16 protein-coding genes and 3 tRNA genes are annotated in these 15,456 nt (G+C 70.8%); 13 read left to right on the top strand and 6 right to left on the bottom strand.

The annotated features are described in order from the left end of the window. From ABZ896_RS35180 to ABZ896_RS35200, 5 genes are all read left to right on the top strand, one after another. On the top strand, window positions 1-1,575 hold the full coding sequence (locus ABZ896_RS35180) for an NADH-quinone oxidoreductase subunit M (RefSeq protein ID WP_360938096.1): 1,575 nt from the start codon (window positions 1-3) through the stop codon (window positions 1,573-1,575). Continuing rightward, window positions 1,572-3,146 (top strand): NADH-quinone oxidoreductase subunit N, encoded by a 1,575-nt coding sequence (locus tag ABZ896_RS35185; protein WP_360938099.1) that lies wholly within the window; start codon window positions 1,572-1,574, stop codon window positions 3,144-3,146. The genes ABZ896_RS35180 and ABZ896_RS35185 overlap by 4 nt, the downstream gene beginning before the upstream one ends. Window positions 3,147-3,358: 212 nt before the next feature. Further along, window positions 3,359-4,222: a zinc metalloprotease HtpX gene (gene htpX / locus ABZ896_RS35190; RefSeq protein WP_360938102.1), complete on the top strand. Its 864-nt coding sequence runs from the start codon at window positions 3,359-3,361 to the stop codon at window positions 4,220-4,222. Then, window positions 4,219-4,611 carry a YccF domain-containing protein gene (locus tag ABZ896_RS35195; protein ID WP_360938105.1) on the top strand — a complete coding sequence of 131 codons (393 nt, stop codon included), beginning with the start codon at window positions 4,219-4,221 and terminating at the stop codon, window positions 4,609-4,611. The genes htpX and ABZ896_RS35195 overlap by 4 nt, the downstream gene beginning before the upstream one ends. A 165-nt stretch (window positions 4,612-4,776) precedes the next feature. Further along, complete coding sequence (locus ABZ896_RS35200) at window positions 4,777-5,346, top strand: SMI1/KNR4 family protein (protein ID WP_360938108.1); 570 nt, start codon at window positions 4,777-4,779, stop codon at window positions 5,344-5,346. Window positions 5,347-5,390: 44 nt separating this feature from the next. On the opposite strand, the gene ABZ896_RS35205 is transcribed toward ABZ896_RS35200, so the two are convergent. After that, a complete protein-coding gene (locus tag ABZ896_RS35205) occupies window positions 5,391-6,635 on the bottom strand; it encodes an APC family permease (RefSeq protein WP_360938112.1) in 1,245 nt (414 codons plus the stop codon). 210 nt (window positions 6,636-6,845) lie between these two features. Here ABZ896_RS35205 and ABZ896_RS35210 point away from each other — a divergent pair, with 210 nt between their 5' ends. Then, on the top strand, window positions 6,846-7,112 hold the full coding sequence (locus ABZ896_RS35210; RefSeq protein WP_360938115.1) for a GlsB/YeaQ/YmgE family stress response membrane protein: 267 nt from the start codon (window positions 6,846-6,848) through the stop codon (window positions 7,110-7,112). A gap of 87 nt (window positions 7,113-7,199) precedes the next feature. Here the strand turns inward: ABZ896_RS35210 and ABZ896_RS35215 are convergent, their stop codons facing one another. Beyond that, on the bottom strand, window positions 7,200-7,688 hold the full coding sequence (locus ABZ896_RS35215) for a YajQ family cyclic di-GMP-binding protein (protein WP_020120527.1): 489 nt from the start codon (window positions 7,686-7,688) through the stop codon (window positions 7,200-7,202). Between the two features lie 236 nt (window positions 7,689-7,924). Here ABZ896_RS35215 and ABZ896_RS35220 point away from each other — a divergent pair. Next, a tRNA-Tyr gene (locus ABZ896_RS35220) sits at window positions 7,925-8,006 on the top strand. Between the two features lie 135 nt (window positions 8,007-8,141). Here ABZ896_RS35220 and ABZ896_RS35225 read toward each other — a convergent pair. Next, window positions 8,142-8,681, bottom strand: coding sequence for a hypothetical protein (locus ABZ896_RS35225; RefSeq protein ID WP_360938119.1), 540 nt, complete (start codon window positions 8,679-8,681; stop codon window positions 8,142-8,144). Between the two features lie 110 nt (window positions 8,682-8,791). Further along, window positions 8,792-11,194 (bottom strand): MFS transporter, encoded by a 2,403-nt coding sequence (locus ABZ896_RS35230; RefSeq protein ID WP_360938122.1) that lies wholly within the window; start codon window positions 11,192-11,194, stop codon window positions 8,792-8,794. 153 nt (window positions 11,195-11,347) lie between these two features. On the opposite strand from ABZ896_RS35230, the gene ABZ896_RS35235 reads away from it, so the two are divergent. After that, entirely contained in the window at window positions 11,348-11,560 is a 213-nt protein-coding gene (locus tag ABZ896_RS35235; protein ID WP_360938125.1) for a hypothetical protein, read from the top strand. Here ABZ896_RS35235 and ABZ896_RS35240 read toward each other — a convergent pair whose 3' ends face one another. Further along, the gene (locus tag ABZ896_RS35240) at window positions 11,561-12,217 is read right to left on the bottom strand and encodes an SDR family oxidoreductase (protein WP_360938128.1); all 657 of its coding nucleotides are present in this window, start codon (window positions 12,215-12,217) and stop codon (window positions 11,561-11,563) included. A gap of 112 nt (window positions 12,218-12,329) precedes the next feature. Beyond that, complete coding sequence (locus ABZ896_RS35245; RefSeq protein WP_360938131.1) at window positions 12,330-13,604, bottom strand: amidohydrolase family protein; 1,275 nt, start codon at window positions 13,602-13,604, stop codon at window positions 12,330-12,332. A 248-nt stretch (window positions 13,605-13,852) separates the two neighbouring features. On the opposite strand from ABZ896_RS35245, the gene ABZ896_RS35250 reads away from it, so the two are divergent. The 5 genes from ABZ896_RS35250 (at window position 13,853) to ABZ896_RS35270 (ending at window position 15,290) form a co-directional block, all read left to right on the top strand. After that, window positions 13,853-13,925, top strand: a tRNA-Thr gene (locus ABZ896_RS35250). Window positions 13,926-13,971: 46 nt separating this feature from the next. Next, window positions 13,972-14,044: transfer RNA gene (locus ABZ896_RS35255), tRNA-Met, on the top strand. Window positions 14,045-14,133: 89 nt separating this feature from the next. After that, on the top strand, window positions 14,134-14,298 hold the full coding sequence (gene rpmG, locus ABZ896_RS35260) for a 50S ribosomal protein L33 (RefSeq protein ID WP_003948671.1): 165 nt from the start codon (window positions 14,134-14,136) through the stop codon (window positions 14,296-14,298). Between the two features lie 102 nt (window positions 14,299-14,400). After that, entirely contained in the window at window positions 14,401-14,853 is a 453-nt protein-coding gene (locus ABZ896_RS35265; RefSeq protein WP_360938134.1) for a MaoC family dehydratase N-terminal domain-containing protein, read from the top strand. Between the two features lie 8 nt (window positions 14,854-14,861). Next, window positions 14,862-15,290: a MaoC family dehydratase gene (locus ABZ896_RS35270; RefSeq protein WP_360938137.1), complete on the top strand. Its 429-nt coding sequence runs from the start codon at window positions 14,862-14,864 to the stop codon at window positions 15,288-15,290. Window positions 15,291-15,456 lie beyond the last annotated feature (166 nt).

Genomic DNA, 15,456 nt, shown 5'->3' on the forward strand with positions numbered 1-15,456 from the left:
GTGATCGATATCAACGAGTCCGTGATGCAGTTCCTTCTGGCGTTCGTCGTCGTCGGCCCGCTCATCGGTGCCGTCGCCGCTCTGCTGCCCGCCCCGCCCGGGCTGAAGGGGAAGTCACCGGAGCAGGCCGTACTGCGCCACGGCGTCACCGTGACCGGGGCGGTCCTCGTCGCCGCGATCGCCCTCGCGCTCGGCTTCGACCACGACCACCCGTCGAAGATGCAGGCCACCACCGACATCAGCTGGATCCCCGCACTCGACGTGCGCATCCACCTCGGCATCGACGGCATCTCCCTCCCCCTTCTGGTCCTGACCGCGCTGCTGACCTTCCTCTGCGCGCTCTACTCGTACTTCAAGACGCCCGCGGGCCCAACCCCGAAGGCCTTCGTCGCACTGGTGCTCGTCCTCGAGTCCGGCACCCTCGCGACCTTCGCCGTCCTCGATCTGCTGCTGTTCTTCCTCGCGTTCGAGACGGTGCTCATCCCGATGTACTTCCTCATCGCCCGCTGGGGCGGCGCGGGCCGGACCCGGGCCGCCTGGCGGTTCATCCTCTACACGCTGCTCGGTTCGGTCGTCATGCTGCTCGGCCTGCTCCTGATCGGGATCAAGGCGGGCACGTTCGACATGGTGGCACTCGCCACTGACAACGGCCGGTCGCTGACCACATCCGTGCAGGTCATCGCCGTTCTGGCGATCGGGATCGGGCTCGCCGTCAAGACCCCGATGTGGCCGCTGCACAGCTGGCTGCCCGACGCCCACACCGCAGCCCCGACCGTCGGCTCGGTCCTGCTGGCCGGCGTCCTGCTGAAGATGGGCACGTACGGGTTCGTCCGGATCCTGCTGCCGATCGCCCCCGACGGCTTCCGGGACTTCGCGCCCTACCTCGCCGCGTTCGGCGTCGTCGGGATCATCTACGGATCCCTGGCCTGCCTCGCCCTCGCCAAACAGGGCGCGAAGGGCGACCTCAAGCGCCTGATCGCCTACTCCTCCGTCGGCCACATGGGCTTCGTCCTGCTCGGCATCGCGACGATGACGCCGACCGGTGTGAACGGCGCCCTGTTCGCCAACATCGCCCACGGCCTCATCACCGGCCTGCTCTTCTTCCTGGTGGGCGCCCTGAAGGACCGCACCGGCACCACCGACCTGGACGCCCTCGCCGAGGAGACCGGAGCCGCGCTCTACGGCAAGGCCCCGCGCCTGGGCGGACTGCTCGCCTTCGGCGCGGTCGCCTCGCTCGGCCTGCCGGGGCTGGCCGGTTTCTGGGGCGAGATGCTGGCGCTGTTCGGCGCGTTCAAGCCCGCCGCCGACCTGAGCCGCCCCGCCTTCCTCACGTTCATGGCCATCGGCGCCTTCGGCACCCTGCTGACGGCCGCGTACATGCTCGTCGTGGTCCGCCGCGTCTGCATGGGCGCCGTACCGCAGGACGCCCCTCGGCTCGCCGACGTCCACTCGTACGAGTTCGCGGCCTGGACGCCGCTCGTCGCCCTCACCGTCGTCGCGGGGCTGTGGCCGAAGGCCCTCCTGGGCCTCACCGACCCGGCCGTGCAGCAGCTCCTCGCAGGAGGCACCCGATGAGCGCCCTGGCCTCCACGGCCGACCCGCTGACCTTCGCAGCCCACGCGCCGGCCGCCGCGGTCCAGCCCTTCGCCGCGAACCTCGTCCAGTCCGTCGACTGGCTCGCCATCGCACCGCCCACCCTCACCGCGGTCGTCGGTCTCGTCGTCCTCGTCGCCGACCTCTTCGTCGCGGACGCCAAGAAGGCGCTGCTCGGCTGGCTCTCGGTTGCGGGCCTGGCCGCATCCGGGCTTCTCCTGCTGCCGCTCCTGGACGGCGACCGCAGTACCTTCTGCCTGACCGGCGACACACACGTGTGCAGCTACACGGCGGACCGCTTCACCCTCGTCGTCCAGTTCCTCGTCCTCGGCGGCGCCCTCCTCGCGGCCCTCCTGTCGGTCACCCTCCTCAAGGACGCCGACAAGAGACTCCCCGAAGGGGAGTACTGGTTCCTGCTGCTCTCGTCCGCCGCCGGAGCCGCCCTGCTGCCCGCCTCCCGCGACCTGGCCACCCTGATCGTCGCCCTGGAGGTCGCCTCCCTGCCCGCCTTCGCCCTGGTGGGCATCCGGCAGGGCGACAGGAAGTCCTCCGAGGCGGCCCTGAAGTTCTTCCTGTCCTCGGTCACCGCGACCGCGGTCAGCCTCCTCGGCATCAGCTTCGTGTACGCCTCCACGGGCACCCTCTACCTCACCCAGGTCGCCGAGCGGATCCAGCACGTCGACGGGCAACTGCACACCCTTGCGCAGACCGGAGTCGTCCTCACCCTCATCGGCTTCGCCTTCAAGACCGCCGCCGTGCCCTTCCACTTCTGGGTGCCCGACACCTACGTAGGAGCCCCGCTCCCGATCGCCGCCTATCTGTCGGTCGTCGGCAAGGCCGTCGGCTTCTCGGGCCTGATCCTCGTCACGGTCGTCGCCCTTCCGTCGTACGCCGACGTCTGGGGCCCGGCGCTCGCCGCGCTCGCGGCGCTCACCATGACCGTCGGCAATGTCGGCGCCCTGCGACAGCAGGCCACGCGCGCGTACAGCGCCGTACGGCTGCTCGCCTGGTCCTCCGTCGGCCAGGCCGGGTACCTCCTGGTCCCGATCGCCGCGGCCGCGTACTCCGACGACGCCGAGCACTCCGTGGGCTCGACGGTCGCTTACGCCCTCATGTACGCGGCCGTGAACCTCGGCGCGTTCGCCGTGGCCGCGCTGGTGGGCCGCACGAAGGCCGCGAACCGGCTCGCGGACTACCGGGGCCTCTATGCGAGCAACCCCGTCGCCGCGCTCCTCCTGGCCTTCTTCCTGCTCTGCCTGGCCGGGCTGCCCCCGGGCATCATCGGCCTGTTCGCCAAGGTGACCGTCTTCTCCGCGGCCGTGGACGCCGGCCTCGGCTGGCTCGCGGTGGTCATGGCCGTCAACGTCGTGATCGCGCTGTTCTACTACCTCCAATGGACGGCCCTGCTGTTCCGCGCCCCCGAGGGCGAACCCGCCGTCCACCGCCTCCCCGCGCCCCTCACCGCCGCGCTCGCCCTCACCGGCGTCGTCGGCGTCGCCCTCTCGGGTGCACCCCAGCTCGTCCTGCGTTTCGCCGACACCGGACTGTTCTGAGGCGGCACCGGGTTGTTCTGAAGCGGTACCGGGTTTGTTCTGAGCCGACGTAGGGCCGTTCCGAGCCGTCACCCGGACGGCTCACGCATGGCGCGGTACGCACAAGGGAACTAGTGACCTTCGCCTGGCGTTGAGCAGGACAGAAGGGTCCACTGGACATCGGAGATCAGCAAGCAAAGGGTTCCCCTGCTGCACAACTTGGAGGGAGTACCGTGCACCGCCGGCACAACGGGCTCAGGACGGCAGTACTCCTCGGGGGACTGTCCGCACTCATCATCGTCATCGGCAGCTTCTTCGGCCGCATGGGGCTGGTCGTCGCCGTCCTGATCGCCGTGGGCACCAACGCGTACGCGTACTGGAACAGCGACAAGCTGGCTCTACGCGCGATGCGCGCCCGCCCGGTCAGCGAGTTCGAGGCCCCGGCGCTCTACCGCATGGTCCGCGAGCTCTCCACCCAGGCCCGCCAGCCCATGCCCCGCCTGTACATCTCGCCGACGGAGGCACCCAACGCCTTCGCGACCGGCCGCAACCCCCGCAATGCCGCCGTGTGCTGCACCGACGGCATCCTGCGCCTCCTGGACGAGCGCGAGCTGAGGGGGGTCATCGGCCATGAGCTGAGCCATGTCTACAACCGCGACATCCTCATCTCCTCGGTCGCCGGCGCCCTCGCCTCCGTGATCATGTTCCTGGTCAACTTCGCCTGGCTGATCCCGATCGGCCGCTCCGACGACGATGACGGCCCGGGGCTCCTCGGCATGCTGATGATCATGCTCCTGGGGCCGCTCGCCGCCACCCTGATCCAGCTGGCCATCAGCCGCTCCAGGGAGTACGAGGCGGACGCGTCCGGCGCGCAGCTCACCGGTGACCCGCTCGCGCTCGCCAGCGCCCTGCGCAAGCTCGAAACGGGCACCAAGCAGCTGCCGTTGCCCCCCGAGCCGCGCATCGAGACCGCGAGCCACATGATGATCGCGAACCCCTTCCGCCCGGGCCAGGGACTCTCCAAGATGTTCTCGACACACCCGCCGATGGCGGAGCGCATCGCACGGCTCGAGAAGATGGCAGGTCGCCCCCAGTGAAAACCATCCTGAACCTCATATGGCTCGTCCTGAGCGGTTTCTGGCTGTTCCTCGGTTACCTGGCCGCGGGCGTCATCCTCTGCATCACCGTCATCGGCATCCCGTTCGGGATCGCCGCCTTCCGCATCGGCGTCTACGCCCTGTGGCCCTTCGGGTACACCACGGTCGAGCGCCGCGACGCCGGAGCCCCCTCCTGCGTCGGCAACGTCCTGTGGCTGGTCCTCGCCGGCTGGTGGCTGGCCCTCGGCCACATCGTCACCGGCCTCGTCCTGTGCGTGACGATCATCGGCATCCCGTTCGGCATCGCCAACTTCAAGCTGATCCCCGTCTCCCTGTTCCCACTGGGCCGCGAAATCGTCTCGACGGACGAGCCGTTCGCGGCACGCTGACGGACAGGCGTATCTGGACGGCAGCGAGCCCGTCCTCGACGAACTCCTCGCCTTTCTCGCCGAGAAGCTCGTCGGCGTCTGCCTCGCCTGAGCCGGAGTTATCCACAACGTCGGGGTTGTCCACAGGGCTGCCCGACTGTCAGTGCCGACCTGCATCATGAATTCATGACCGAGAGCGAGCAGTTGCTGACGCGGGTGGCGGCCAAGGCCCGCAACACCCGCCCGTGGGGCTGGACTTCCCTCCCCGAGCCGGTGGACGCGACCACGCTGGCCCGCGCCGAGGCCATGCTGGGCTTCCGTCTGCCGCCGCTGCTCGCCGACCTGTACCTGCGGATAGGGGACGGTGGATTCGGCCCGGAGTACGGTCTGTTGCCCCTGCTCGACAGCCCTCCGGCCGGAGAGCCCGCCGCCGTCGTGCAGTACCTCGCCAACCGCAAGAGCGGCCTCAAGGACCCCGACTGGCCCTGGCCCGAGGGCGTCCTGCCGATATCCCACTGGGGCTGCGCGATGTACGCGTGTGTGGACTGCCGCAGCCCCCAGGCAACGGTCCTGCTCTTCGAGCCGAACGCCCACGACTGCGAGCACGCCTGGTACGTGGACGCGCCCGCCCTCACGGACTGGCTGCACGCGTGGGTCGAGGGCACGGGCTGGTACGAGGAGACGAACGAAGACCAGGACATGACCCCTTGGACCGAGTTCCGCATACGCACCGCACCCCCGGCGCAGGCATCCTGACGGGCCGTCTCACCCGAGGCGCACCGTCCCTCCAGGCGGCGGATCTACCCCGCCCTCACCCGCTTCCGCACCCCATAGGCGACCACCCCGACGACCAGTACCCCCGCCCCCGCGACCACCGAAGCCCCTGGCAGCGCGAACGCCAGTACCACGCATCCGAGGAGCCCCACCGCCGGCACCGCCCGTGCCGTCGGAGCCGGATCCAGGGTCCAGGCGGACGCGTTGGCCACCGCGTAGTACGCCAGCACACCGAAGGAGGAGAACCCGATCGCGCCCCGCACATCCACCGTGGCGGCGAGGAGCGCGACCACCGCGCCCACGGCCAGCTCGGCCCGGTGCGGCACCTGGAAGCGCGGGTGCACCGCGGACAGCGCGCCCGGCAGATGACGGTCCCGGGCCATGGCCAGCGTCGTCCGTGAGACACCCAGGATCAGCGCGAGCAGTGACCCGAGCGCGGCGATCGCGGCGCCCACCCGCACCACCGGCACGAGCCCCGGCACCCCGGCCGCCCGTACCGCGTCGGACAGCGGAGCCGCCGCGTGCCCCAGCGCAGCGGAACCCAGCACGGAAAGGACGGCCACCGCCACACACGCGTACACCGCCAGCGTGATGCCCAGGGCGAGGGGGATCGCGCGGGGGATGGTGCGCGCGGGATCGCGTACCTCCTCGCCGAGGGTCGCGATGCGCGCGTAGCCCGCGAACGCGAAGAACAGCAGGGCGCCCGCCTGGAGGACCCCGCCCACACCACCGGACGTCCCGATGTCCAGCCGCCCGGCGTCGGACTCCCCGGACCCCAGACACACGACCACGACGGAAGCGAGGACAGCGAGGACCACGGCCACGATCGCCCGGGTCAGCCAGGCGGACTTCTGGATCCCGCCGTAGTTCACCGCGGTGAGCGCCACGACCGCCGCGACGGCCACGGCATGGGCCTGCCCCGGCCAGACGTACGCCCCCACGGTCAGGGCCATCGCCGCACAGGAGGCCGTCTTGCCGACCACGAACGACCAGCCCGCGAGATAACCCCAGAACGGCCCGAGCCGTTCCCGTCCGTACACGTACGTGCCGCCGGAGGCCGGATACCGGGCGGCCAGCCGCGCGGAGGAGGTGGCATTGCAGTAGGCGACCACGGCGGCCGCGGCCAGCCCGAGCAGCAGTCCGGACCCGGCCGCGCGGGCCGCGGGGCCGAGGGCGGCGAAGATCCCGGCGCCGATCATCGAGCCGAGCCCGATGACGACGGCGTCGCCCACACCGAGAGTGCGCCGCAGTCCGGCACCGGAGGAGGTCATGGGCGGCACCCTACTGATCCGTGCAACCGGCAGACGTAGCCCTGACGTCCTCTTTCCCAACAGGACGCGAACACCCGCGCGGCGAGCGTGTGTGCGGGGCGCGCGGGCACGGCGTACGACCCAGGCGCACCAGTGCGCGCACAGCGGACCGGGACCGAGATCACAGGGCCGGAACAGTGCAGACACAGCGCGGAAGGGCAGGTTCAGGGCATGAGCATCATCGGCTGGATCATTCTCGGGCTGTTGGCCGGCGCCATCGCCAAGTTCCTGCTGCCGGGCCGCGACCCGGGCGGCTTCATCGGCACGACCCTCATCGGGGTCGCGGGCGCGTTCATCGGCGGCTGGATCTCGGCCCGCTGGCTGGACCACCCGATCTCCAAGAGCTTCTACGACGGCGCCACCTGGGCCGCCGCGATCGGCGGTTCGCTCGTCCTCCTGATCGGCTACCGCATCCTGTTCGGCAACTCGCGCGACTGAGCACACCCCCGGACCGCAGCCAGCAGGCGAGAAGGGTGGGCACCCGCCAGGTGCCCACCCTTCCTCGTGGCGCGGTAAGTCAGCGGCTCACCGGTAGTTCACGAACTGGATCGCGAAGTCGAAGTCCTTGCCCTTGAGCAGGGCGATGATGGACTGCAGGTCGTCACGGCTCTTCGAGCTGACCCGCAGCTCGTCGCCCTGCACCTGGGCCTTCACACCCTTGGGACCCTCGTCGCGGATGATCTTCGCCACCTTCTTCGCGTTGTCCTGGGAGATGCCCTCCTCGATGGAGGCGAAGATCTTGTACTCCTTGCCGGAGAGCTGCGGCTCGCCCGCGTCGAGCGCCTTCAGGGAGATCCCACGCTTGATCAGCTTGGACTGGAAGACGTCGAGGACGGCGTTGACCCGGTCCTCGGAGTTCGCCTCCATCAGGATCTTGTCGCCGGACCACGAGATCGAGGCACCCACGCCCTTGAAGTCGTAGCGCTGCGAGATCTCCTTGGCGGCCTGGTTGAGGGCGTTGTCGACCTCCTGCCGCTCGACCTTCGAGACGATGTCGAAACTGGAGTCGGCCATGTCCTGTGGCTCCTTGTATCGGGGTGCGTGTGGGCGTGCGTACGGACGCGTATCGGCGTGCGTGGGGGCGGGCGCCGAGCCCGGCGGGGACCCGGGCCGCATCCGCCCAAGCCTAGCCACCCCACGCCTCCCGGGCGCAGATCAATCGGGTGGCGGAGCACCCCCGCGTATCGGGTATTGTTTACGTCGTTGCCACGGAGCACCGCCGAAAAGCGGTTCGAAGGGCAGCGACCCCCGGCGGTGTGCCCGAGCGGCCAAAGGGAGCAGACTGTAAATCTGCCGGCTCAGCCTTCCCAGGTTCGAATCCTGGCGCCGCCACGCTGAGAAAGAGACCCCCTCCGTACTGCGGAAACGCAGCGCGGAGGGGGTCTCTTCATGCGTGCCGACGCTCACGACCCGGTGGGGTGATGTGTGTCACCGGTCGACCCCGAAGTGGTCGACCCCGAAGGGACGTCAGGACACCTTTTCGTGCTCCTCCCGCAGCGCCGAGCGCATGAAGCGGAAGCGGTCCATCGCGCGGCGGCGCATCCAGACGATCCAGCAGCAGAAGCCGACCGTGAAGAGCGCGAAGACGAGCGGGAAGACCCACGAGCCGGTGGCCACTCCGAGGACGAGCAGCGCGGCCGCGATCAGGCCCATGAAGCCCAGCCAGTACGGCAGCAGGCGGCCCTTGCGTTCCATCAGCCCCAGCTGGTCGTCGACGAGCCGTCGCATGGCCGCCCGTTCCCCGGGCTCGCTCGGCACCTCGCGACGCCGGACCTTGCGGCCGAGTTCGACGAGTCCACCCGCGTCGGTGCCCGCCACGCGGAGGGCCCTGCGACGCTGCACGACGACGAACGCGAGAGCGACGGCGGTGTAGAGCAGCGCCTGGAACACCCACAGGGCCGGATGGGAGTCCCGCCGGATCAGGGCGTTCACCCCCACACCCAGAAGAAAGATCACGACCGCCTGGGCGGTCAGACTGCGGTCGAGCCAGCGCTTTAAGGAGCGCACGGCACGTACCTCCTCGGAATCGACGGATACCGCTGTCGTTTCCGAATACCCCTTCGAATGCGGCCCATTGGCGCTACGGCACGACAACCCCTCTCGCAGCAGGCCCTCGACTACTCGCCGGTGTGGGCCAGTTCGATGTCGTGGTCGTCCGTCCCGGCGCCTGAGACGGTCACCGCGGCCGCGCGCGGCGGGTAGCCCGTCGCGATGACCGTGTACGCGCCGCCGTCGAGGTCGGAGAAGGCGTACGCGCCGTCGTGGCCGGTCGTGGTCGTGGCGACGACGTTGCCCGCCGCGTCCACCAGGGTGACCAGGGCGTCGCCGAGCGGGGCGCCCGAGCCGCGCACCGTGCCCCGCACATGGGCCCCGGGCCGCAGCTCGACCTGGACCCGGGTGGTCCCCGTGCCGCCGATCTCGACGGGCAGGGCCAGCGGCCGGTGCTTGGGGGAGCTGACCGCGAGGGTCACCGTCCCGGGCACCAGGTCGGCCACGGTGAACTCGCCCAGGGCGTCGGTGCGTCCGGTGGCCAGCACCTCGCCGCGCACGTCGGTCACGACGACCACCGCGTCCGCGACCGGCGCCCCGCTCTCCGCGGACACCACGACACCGGCGAGCCCGCTGGTGCCGCTCAGGAGGACGTCGTAGCCGAGGGGTGACTCGTCGGCGACGACGATCGTCGAGGCCTGCGGCTGGAAACCGTCGGCGGCGGCGATCAGGACGTACGAACCGGGGGCGGGCGCGGCGACGGCGTACGTGCCGTCCCGGTCCGCGACCGACCGTCCCAACTGCTTTCCGCCGAGCGAGATCAGCGTCACGGCCGCCCCGGCCACCGGCACCCGCTCGGCCCCGAGCACATGTCCGCCCACCGGGATCCCGGCCGGCTCACCGACGGCGGGCACCTTCGTCGTCGTAGAGAGAGTCGTAGAGAGAACGGAATCGAGGTCGGAGGCGGTTCCGGCGGAAGCCGCGGATGTCGTACGACCGGACGGAGCCGCCACCCCGGCCGGTGCCGGAGTCGACACAGCCGCGCCACCCGTCGCTCCCGAAACGTCCAACGTCTTCGAAGCACCGTCGGTTCCCGAAACCGCACCTTCCCGCCGCGGAATGAACGCGGCGAGCGCGAACGCCAGCAGTGCCGCCCCGCCGCCGATCGCCAGGACGGTCTTGAAGCCGTTCTCGGACGGGAGGGCCACCGGGCCGAGGTTCGTCGTCATCTGGGCGAGGATCACGCCCGCGACGGCGCTCGCGACGGACGTGCCGATGGACCGCATCAGGGTGTTGAGGCTGTTCGCCGCGCCCGTCTGGGACGGCGGGACCGCGCCCATGATGAGCGCCGGCATCGCGCCGTAGGTGAAGCCGATGCCGGAGCCGATCACACAGGAGACCAGCACGAACTGCCAGACCTCGGTCATCAGCAGGATCTGCAGGCCGTAACCGGCCGCCACGATCAGCGCGCCCAGCATCAGGCTCACCTTCGGGCCCTTGGCTTTCGACAGGGCCGCGGAGACCGGCGCGATCGCCATCATCACCAGGCCCGAAGGGGCCATGACCAGACCGGCCGTCAGCAGGGACTTGCCCAGGCCGTAGCCGGTCGCCTCAGGCAACTGCAGGAGCTGCGGAAGGACGAGGGACATCGCGAACATGCCGAAACCGAGCGCGATGGAGGCGAGGTTGGTGAACAGGACCTGGCGGCGCGCGGTGGTGCGCAGGTCGACCAGCGGCTGCTCGATCCGCAGCTCCCACCAGCCCCAGACCAGCAGGACCACGACGGCGGCCGCGAACAGGCCGAGGATCGTGCCGCTGCCCCAGCCCCAGTCGCCGCCCTTGGAGATCGCGAGCAGCAGGCAGACCAGGCCGGCCGCCATGCCGATCCCGCCGACGAGGTCGAAGCGGCCGCCGGTGCGGACCTTGGACTCGGGAATCAGGAGCAGCACCAGCAGCAGGGCCACGACCCCCAGGGCGCCGGAGCTCCAGAACAGGACGTGCCAGTCGAAGTTGTCGGCGATCAGCGCGGCCGCGGGCAGGCCCAGCGCGGCGCCGACGCCGAGGGAGGCGCTCATCATGGCGGTGGCGCTGCCGAGCCGTTCGGCGGGCAGTTCGTCGCGCATGATGCTGATGCCGAGCGGGATCACGCCACCGGCCATGCCCTGGAGCACGCGGCCGACGATCATCGGCGTGAGTGAGTCGCTGAGCGCGGCCGTGACCGAACCGGCCACCAGGAGGAGCAGGCTGGTCAGGAGCATGCGGCGCTTGCCGTACATGTCGCCGAGCCGGCCCATCATCGGGACCGCGACGGCGGCGGCGAGCAGGGTGGCGGTGACGGCCCAGGCGGTGTCCGAGGCCGGGGCGTTCAGGAGCTTGGGCAGCTCCGGGACGATCGGGATGACGAGGGTCTGCATCAGCGAGACGACGATCCCGCCGAAGGCCAGCACCGCCACGACGACACCGGCGCGCGATGCCGCGACCTCGGTGTCTCCGGGGGGCTCCTCGGCGGGCCGGGAGAGTGCATGGGACATGGGTCGGGCCTCCGTGTGGGCGTCGGGTACCGCGCGACCCTCCCAAGCTAAGTCAGTTGATTGACTTAAGCAAGCATGGTCGGATTCTGTGTGGCCCGGGTGAAGGGGGAGTGCGCGCGGTGGCGCACTCCCCGGCGCGGGCACACTGACTGCATGTCCAGTCGCCGCAGGCTCTGCCCCGAATGCCGTCGCGAGATCGCCGTCGTCGCCGGACGCTTCGCCCGGCACGACCCGCCCGGAGCGCGCGAGCGAGGCCAGATGGTCTCCTGTCCCGGTTCCCGCAGACAGGCGGAACTCGGAGCGGCCCAGCCGTCGTTGGACGGGTACGCAGTCCCCGTCGTACCCGGCCAGCTGCCCCTGTTCTGATCAGTTGCCCGCGATCGACTTCACCGCCACCGAGACCGGGACCGACCCGCTCACCAGCTCCAGCGTGAGCCCCGCCGTCGCCGGGGTGTCCAGCAACTCCGCGATGACCGCGGCCACGTCGTCGCGGGGGACCGGGCCGCGGCCGGTGTGGGCCTCCAGGCGGACGAGGCCCTTGCCGGCGTCGTCCGTCAGGGCCCCGGGGCGCAGGATCGTCCACTCCAGGGCGTCCAGACCGGTCACATAGGCGTCGGCCTCGCCCTTGGCGCGCTGGTACACGTCGAAGATCTCGTCGCCCTCGTGGTGCGGATCGGCGCCCATCGAGGAGACGACCACGAAGCGGCGTACGCCTGCTTGGACGGCTGCGTCGGCGAACAGTACGGCGGCGGCCTTGTCGACGGTCTCCTTGCGGGCCGCGCCGCTGCCGGGGCCTGCGCCGGCGGCGAAGACGGCTGCGTCGACGCCCTGGAGGCGGGCGGCGACCTCCTCGATGGAGGCCGACTCCAGGTCCAGCAGGATCGGTTCGGCGCCGGTTTCCCGTAGGTCGTCGGCCTGTTCTGCGCGGCGGATGATGCCCGCGACTTCGTCTCCGCGTGCGGCGAGGAGGCGCTCCAGCCGCAGTGCGATCTGACCGTGTCCACCTGCGATGACTATGCGCATGACTTCGACCGTACGCCCCAGGGGGTGCCGGGTCATGTCGGTGGGCGGGTGCGGGTCCGTGGGGGCTGGTCGCGCAGTTCCCCGCGCCCCTGGCAGGTTGCAGTCACCTGCGCTATGACAATTCCCTCCTGTCCTGCCTCGGCAGGCCCAACTCCGCCGCTGCCGCCGAGTTGCAGTACTCGCGGACCGCGCTCGTGCGTGCCACCACGCGCCCCCGGTGCACCACGATGCGGCTGTACGCGAGGGAGAGGGCGCCGGCGAGGTGGTCGCCGCGTACCGCGAGCAACTCGGCCGGGAATCCCGCCTCCACGCGGACCTCGGGGAGGCCGAGGACGGTCCGCGCGGAGGTGCTCACCGCGGTGTAGGCGTTCTCGGGGGACAGGCCGTGGCGGGAGGCGAGGAGGTACGCGGCCTCCAACGGGTCGCCGCGGCCCACGGGGTTGGACACGTCCCGCAGCGCGCCGCTGCCGGCGGCCACCCGGACCCCGGCCGCGCGCAGCAGCCGTACCGGAGCCGTGCCCCGCCGGTCCGTGGCCCCGCAGCCGCCCTGCGGCAGGCAGACCACGGCCACGCCCGCCGCCGCGAGCTGGTCGGCGGTGCGCGTGACCACGTCGGCGGGCAGCCGGTCCAGGCCCGCGCAGGGGCCGAGCGTCACGCCGGGGCGCAGGCCGCCGGCCATGGCGGCGAGCCGGGACAGGCGCGCCGGATCGGCGGCGTCGGTGTGCAGGTCGACCGGGCAGCCGTGCTCGGAGGCGACCTCCAGGACCGCCTCCACATAGCCCGTCGGATCGGGGTCGAGGTCGGGACAGCCGCCCACCACGGAGGCGCCCATCTTCAGCGCGTCCCGCAGCACCGCGAGTCCCTCGGCCCCGGCCACCCCGGTCAGCACCCGCGGCATCGCCACCGCCGTCAGCTCGGTGAGCCCGCGCAGCGAGCGCCGGGCCTGGAGCACCGCGGCCAGCGAGCCCAGGCCCTGGACGTCGCCCACGCGCACGTGCGCCCTGAGCGCGGTCGCGCCGTGCCCGAGCTGGAGCAGGGCGGCCTCGGTGGCCCGGCGCTGGACGTCCTTGGGGTCGTGGCAGACCGGGCCGGGGCTGTCGGCGGACAGGGCGGTGTCGCCGTGGGCGTGCGGCTCGGCCGGGGCCGGCAGGAGCAGATAGCCGCCGAGGTCCACGCGTGCGCCACGCGCGCGCGTGCCGTCGGCCGCCAGGGAACCGGCGGTGCCGACCGCCTCGATGCGCCCGCCGCCCAGCCGTACGTCCACGGTCCGGCCGTCGGTCAGCCGTGCCCCGCACAGGAGGAGCCCGGTCCCCTCGGGCTGCCCCGAGGAGGCGCCCGACGAGCCCGATGAGGAGGAGTGGTGCGGCTGCGGCTGGCTGTCGGGCATCGCGCTCCAGGGGCTCGGGGCTGCGCAGGCTCGGGACCGAGTAACACGGCGCAAGATCACTCAGAGTGAGTCGAGCCTAGGGCGGCGATCAGTCCGTCACGGGGAGGAGCGCAATAGTCGTACCGGTGTGGTCCGTCGGGCGGGAGGGGCCGTCGAGGGCCCTGGGAAGCCCGCCGATCAAGGCAGGACGGGCGGTGCGAAACGGATTTGGGTGAACGGCTGCCGAGCGTGTAATGTCTTCATCGCTCGCCCCAATAGCTCAGTCGGTAGAGCGTCTCCATGGTAAGGAGAAGGTCTACGGTTCGATTCCGTATTGGGGCTCTGGTGTGAAAGGTTCCCGTCGCGAGGCGGGAACCGATCGCATCACAGCGGTGTAGCTCAGTCGGTAGAGCAAGCGGCTCATAATCGCTGTGTCACCGGTTCAAGTCCGGTCACCGCTACTGACGGTAGCCGATTGCGGGGTCGGTCCTTCGATCGGCTACTCTTCTATGCGTTAAACCATCCTATCCGTTCGTCAAGGAGCACTCACGTGGCTGCCACCGACGTCCGCCCGAAGATCACGCTGGCCTGCGTGGAGTGCAAGGAGCGGAACTACATCACCAAGAAGAACCGGCGTAACAACCCGGACCGACTGGAGATGAAGAAGCACTGCCCGCGTTGCAACGCGCACACCGCGCACCGCGAAACGCGATAAATCAGGCTCGTACGCGAGGCCGTCCCCGAGTGATCGGGGGCGGCCTCGCGTCGTTGAGAGACCCGATACCGGTCAGTAGAGCAACCAGGAGGTGCCGAGCCCATGGCGCTCGACCAGTCCTTCGTCGGGCGGACCTACCCGCCCACCGCCCCCTACGAGGTGGGCCGGGAGAAGATCCGTGAGTTCGCCGAGGCGGTCGGGGACGCCAACCCCGTCTACACCGACCCGGAAGCCGCCAAGGCGCTCGGTCACCCCGATGTGATCGCCCCGCCGACCTTTGTCTTCTCCATCACCTTCAAGGCGGCCGGACAGGTCGTCCAGGACCCGCAGCTCGGCCTGGACTACAGCCGCGTGGTGCACGGCGACCAGAAGTTCTCCTACGTCCGCCCCGTGCGCGCCGGTGACCGGCTCACCGTCACCTCCACCATCGAGGCGATCAAGTCCCTGGCCGGCAACGACATCCTGGACATCCGCGGCGAGGTCCACGACGAGGCCGGCGAGCATGTCGTGACCGCGTGGACGAAGCTCGTCGCGCGCGCGGCAGAGGAGGCGTGAGGAATCAGATGACCGCGAAGATCTCCTACTCCGACGTCGAGGTCGGCACCGAGCTGCCCGCCCAGAGCTTCACCGTGACGCGCGCCACCCTCGTCCAGTACGCGGGCGCCTCCGGGGACTTCAACCCGATCCACTGGAACGAGAAGTTCGCCAAGGAGGTCGGGCTGCCGGACGTCATCGCGCATGGCATGTTCACCATGGCCGAGGCGATCCGGGTGGTCACCGACTGGACCGGCGACCCGGGCGCGGTCGTCGAGTACGGCGTCCGCTTCACCAAGCCCGTCGTCGTCCCGAACGACGACCAGGGCGCCACGATCGAGGTCGCCGCCAAGGTCGCGGCCAAGCTCGACGACAACACGGTCCGCGTCGACCTCACGGCGACCAGCGCCGGCCAGAAGATCCTCGGCATGTCCCGAGCGGTCGTACGCCTGGCCTGACCCGCGCGCGTGCCTGCGGCGCTTGGGCGGGTGCGGCCCGGTGGGGCCTGGTCGCGCAGTTCCCCGCGCCCCTAAAAGCCCTCACCTGGCCGCGTACGGCGGTGAGGGGACGGGGGCGGGGGGTGCCTTCTCGACCCGCTCGGGGTCGTGGTGGCGGACCCGGCGC

Source organism: Streptomyces sp. NPDC047072, from assembly GCF_040643855.1.
In the GTDB taxonomy this organism is placed as follows: domain Bacteria; phylum Actinomycetota; class Actinomycetes; order Streptomycetales; family Streptomycetaceae; genus Streptomyces.

Excerpts from the sequence above, each read along its gene's own strand:
- ABZ896_RS35185 (WP_360938099.1), top strand. The coding sequence starts at position 1,572 with ATGAGCGCCCTGGCCTCCACGGCCGACCCGCTGACCTTCGCAGCCCAC.
- ABZ896_RS35200 (WP_360938108.1), top strand. The coding sequence starts at position 4,777 with ATGACCGAGAGCGAGCAGTTGCTGACGCGGGTGGCGGCCAAGGCCCGC.
- ABZ896_RS35205 (WP_360938112.1), bottom strand. The coding sequence starts at position 6,635 with ATGACCTCCTCCGGTGCCGGACTGCGGCGCACTCTCGGTGTGGGCGAC.
- ABZ896_RS35210 (WP_360938115.1), top strand. The coding sequence starts at position 6,846 with ATGAGCATCATCGGCTGGATCATTCTCGGGCTGTTGGCCGGCGCCATC.
- ABZ896_RS35215 (WP_020120527.1), bottom strand. The coding sequence starts at position 7,688 with ATGGCCGACTCCAGTTTCGACATCGTCTCGAAGGTCGAGCGGCAGGAG.
- ABZ896_RS35230 (WP_360938122.1), bottom strand. The coding sequence starts at position 11,194 with ATGTCCCATGCACTCTCCCGGCCCGCCGAGGAGCCCCCCGGAGACACC.
- ABZ896_RS35235 (WP_360938125.1), top strand. The coding sequence starts at position 11,348 with ATGTCCAGTCGCCGCAGGCTCTGCCCCGAATGCCGTCGCGAGATCGCC.
- ABZ896_RS35240 (WP_360938128.1), bottom strand. The coding sequence starts at position 12,217 with ATGCGCATAGTCATCGCAGGTGGACACGGTCAGATCGCACTGCGGCTG.
- ABZ896_RS35245 (WP_360938131.1), bottom strand. The coding sequence starts at position 13,604 with ATGCCCGACAGCCAGCCGCAGCCGCACCACTCCTCCTCATCGGGCTCG.
- ABZ896_RS35265 (WP_360938134.1), top strand. The coding sequence starts at position 14,401 with ATGGCGCTCGACCAGTCCTTCGTCGGGCGGACCTACCCGCCCACCGCC.
- ABZ896_RS35270 (WP_360938137.1), top strand. The coding sequence starts at position 14,862 with ATGACCGCGAAGATCTCCTACTCCGACGTCGAGGTCGGCACCGAGCTG.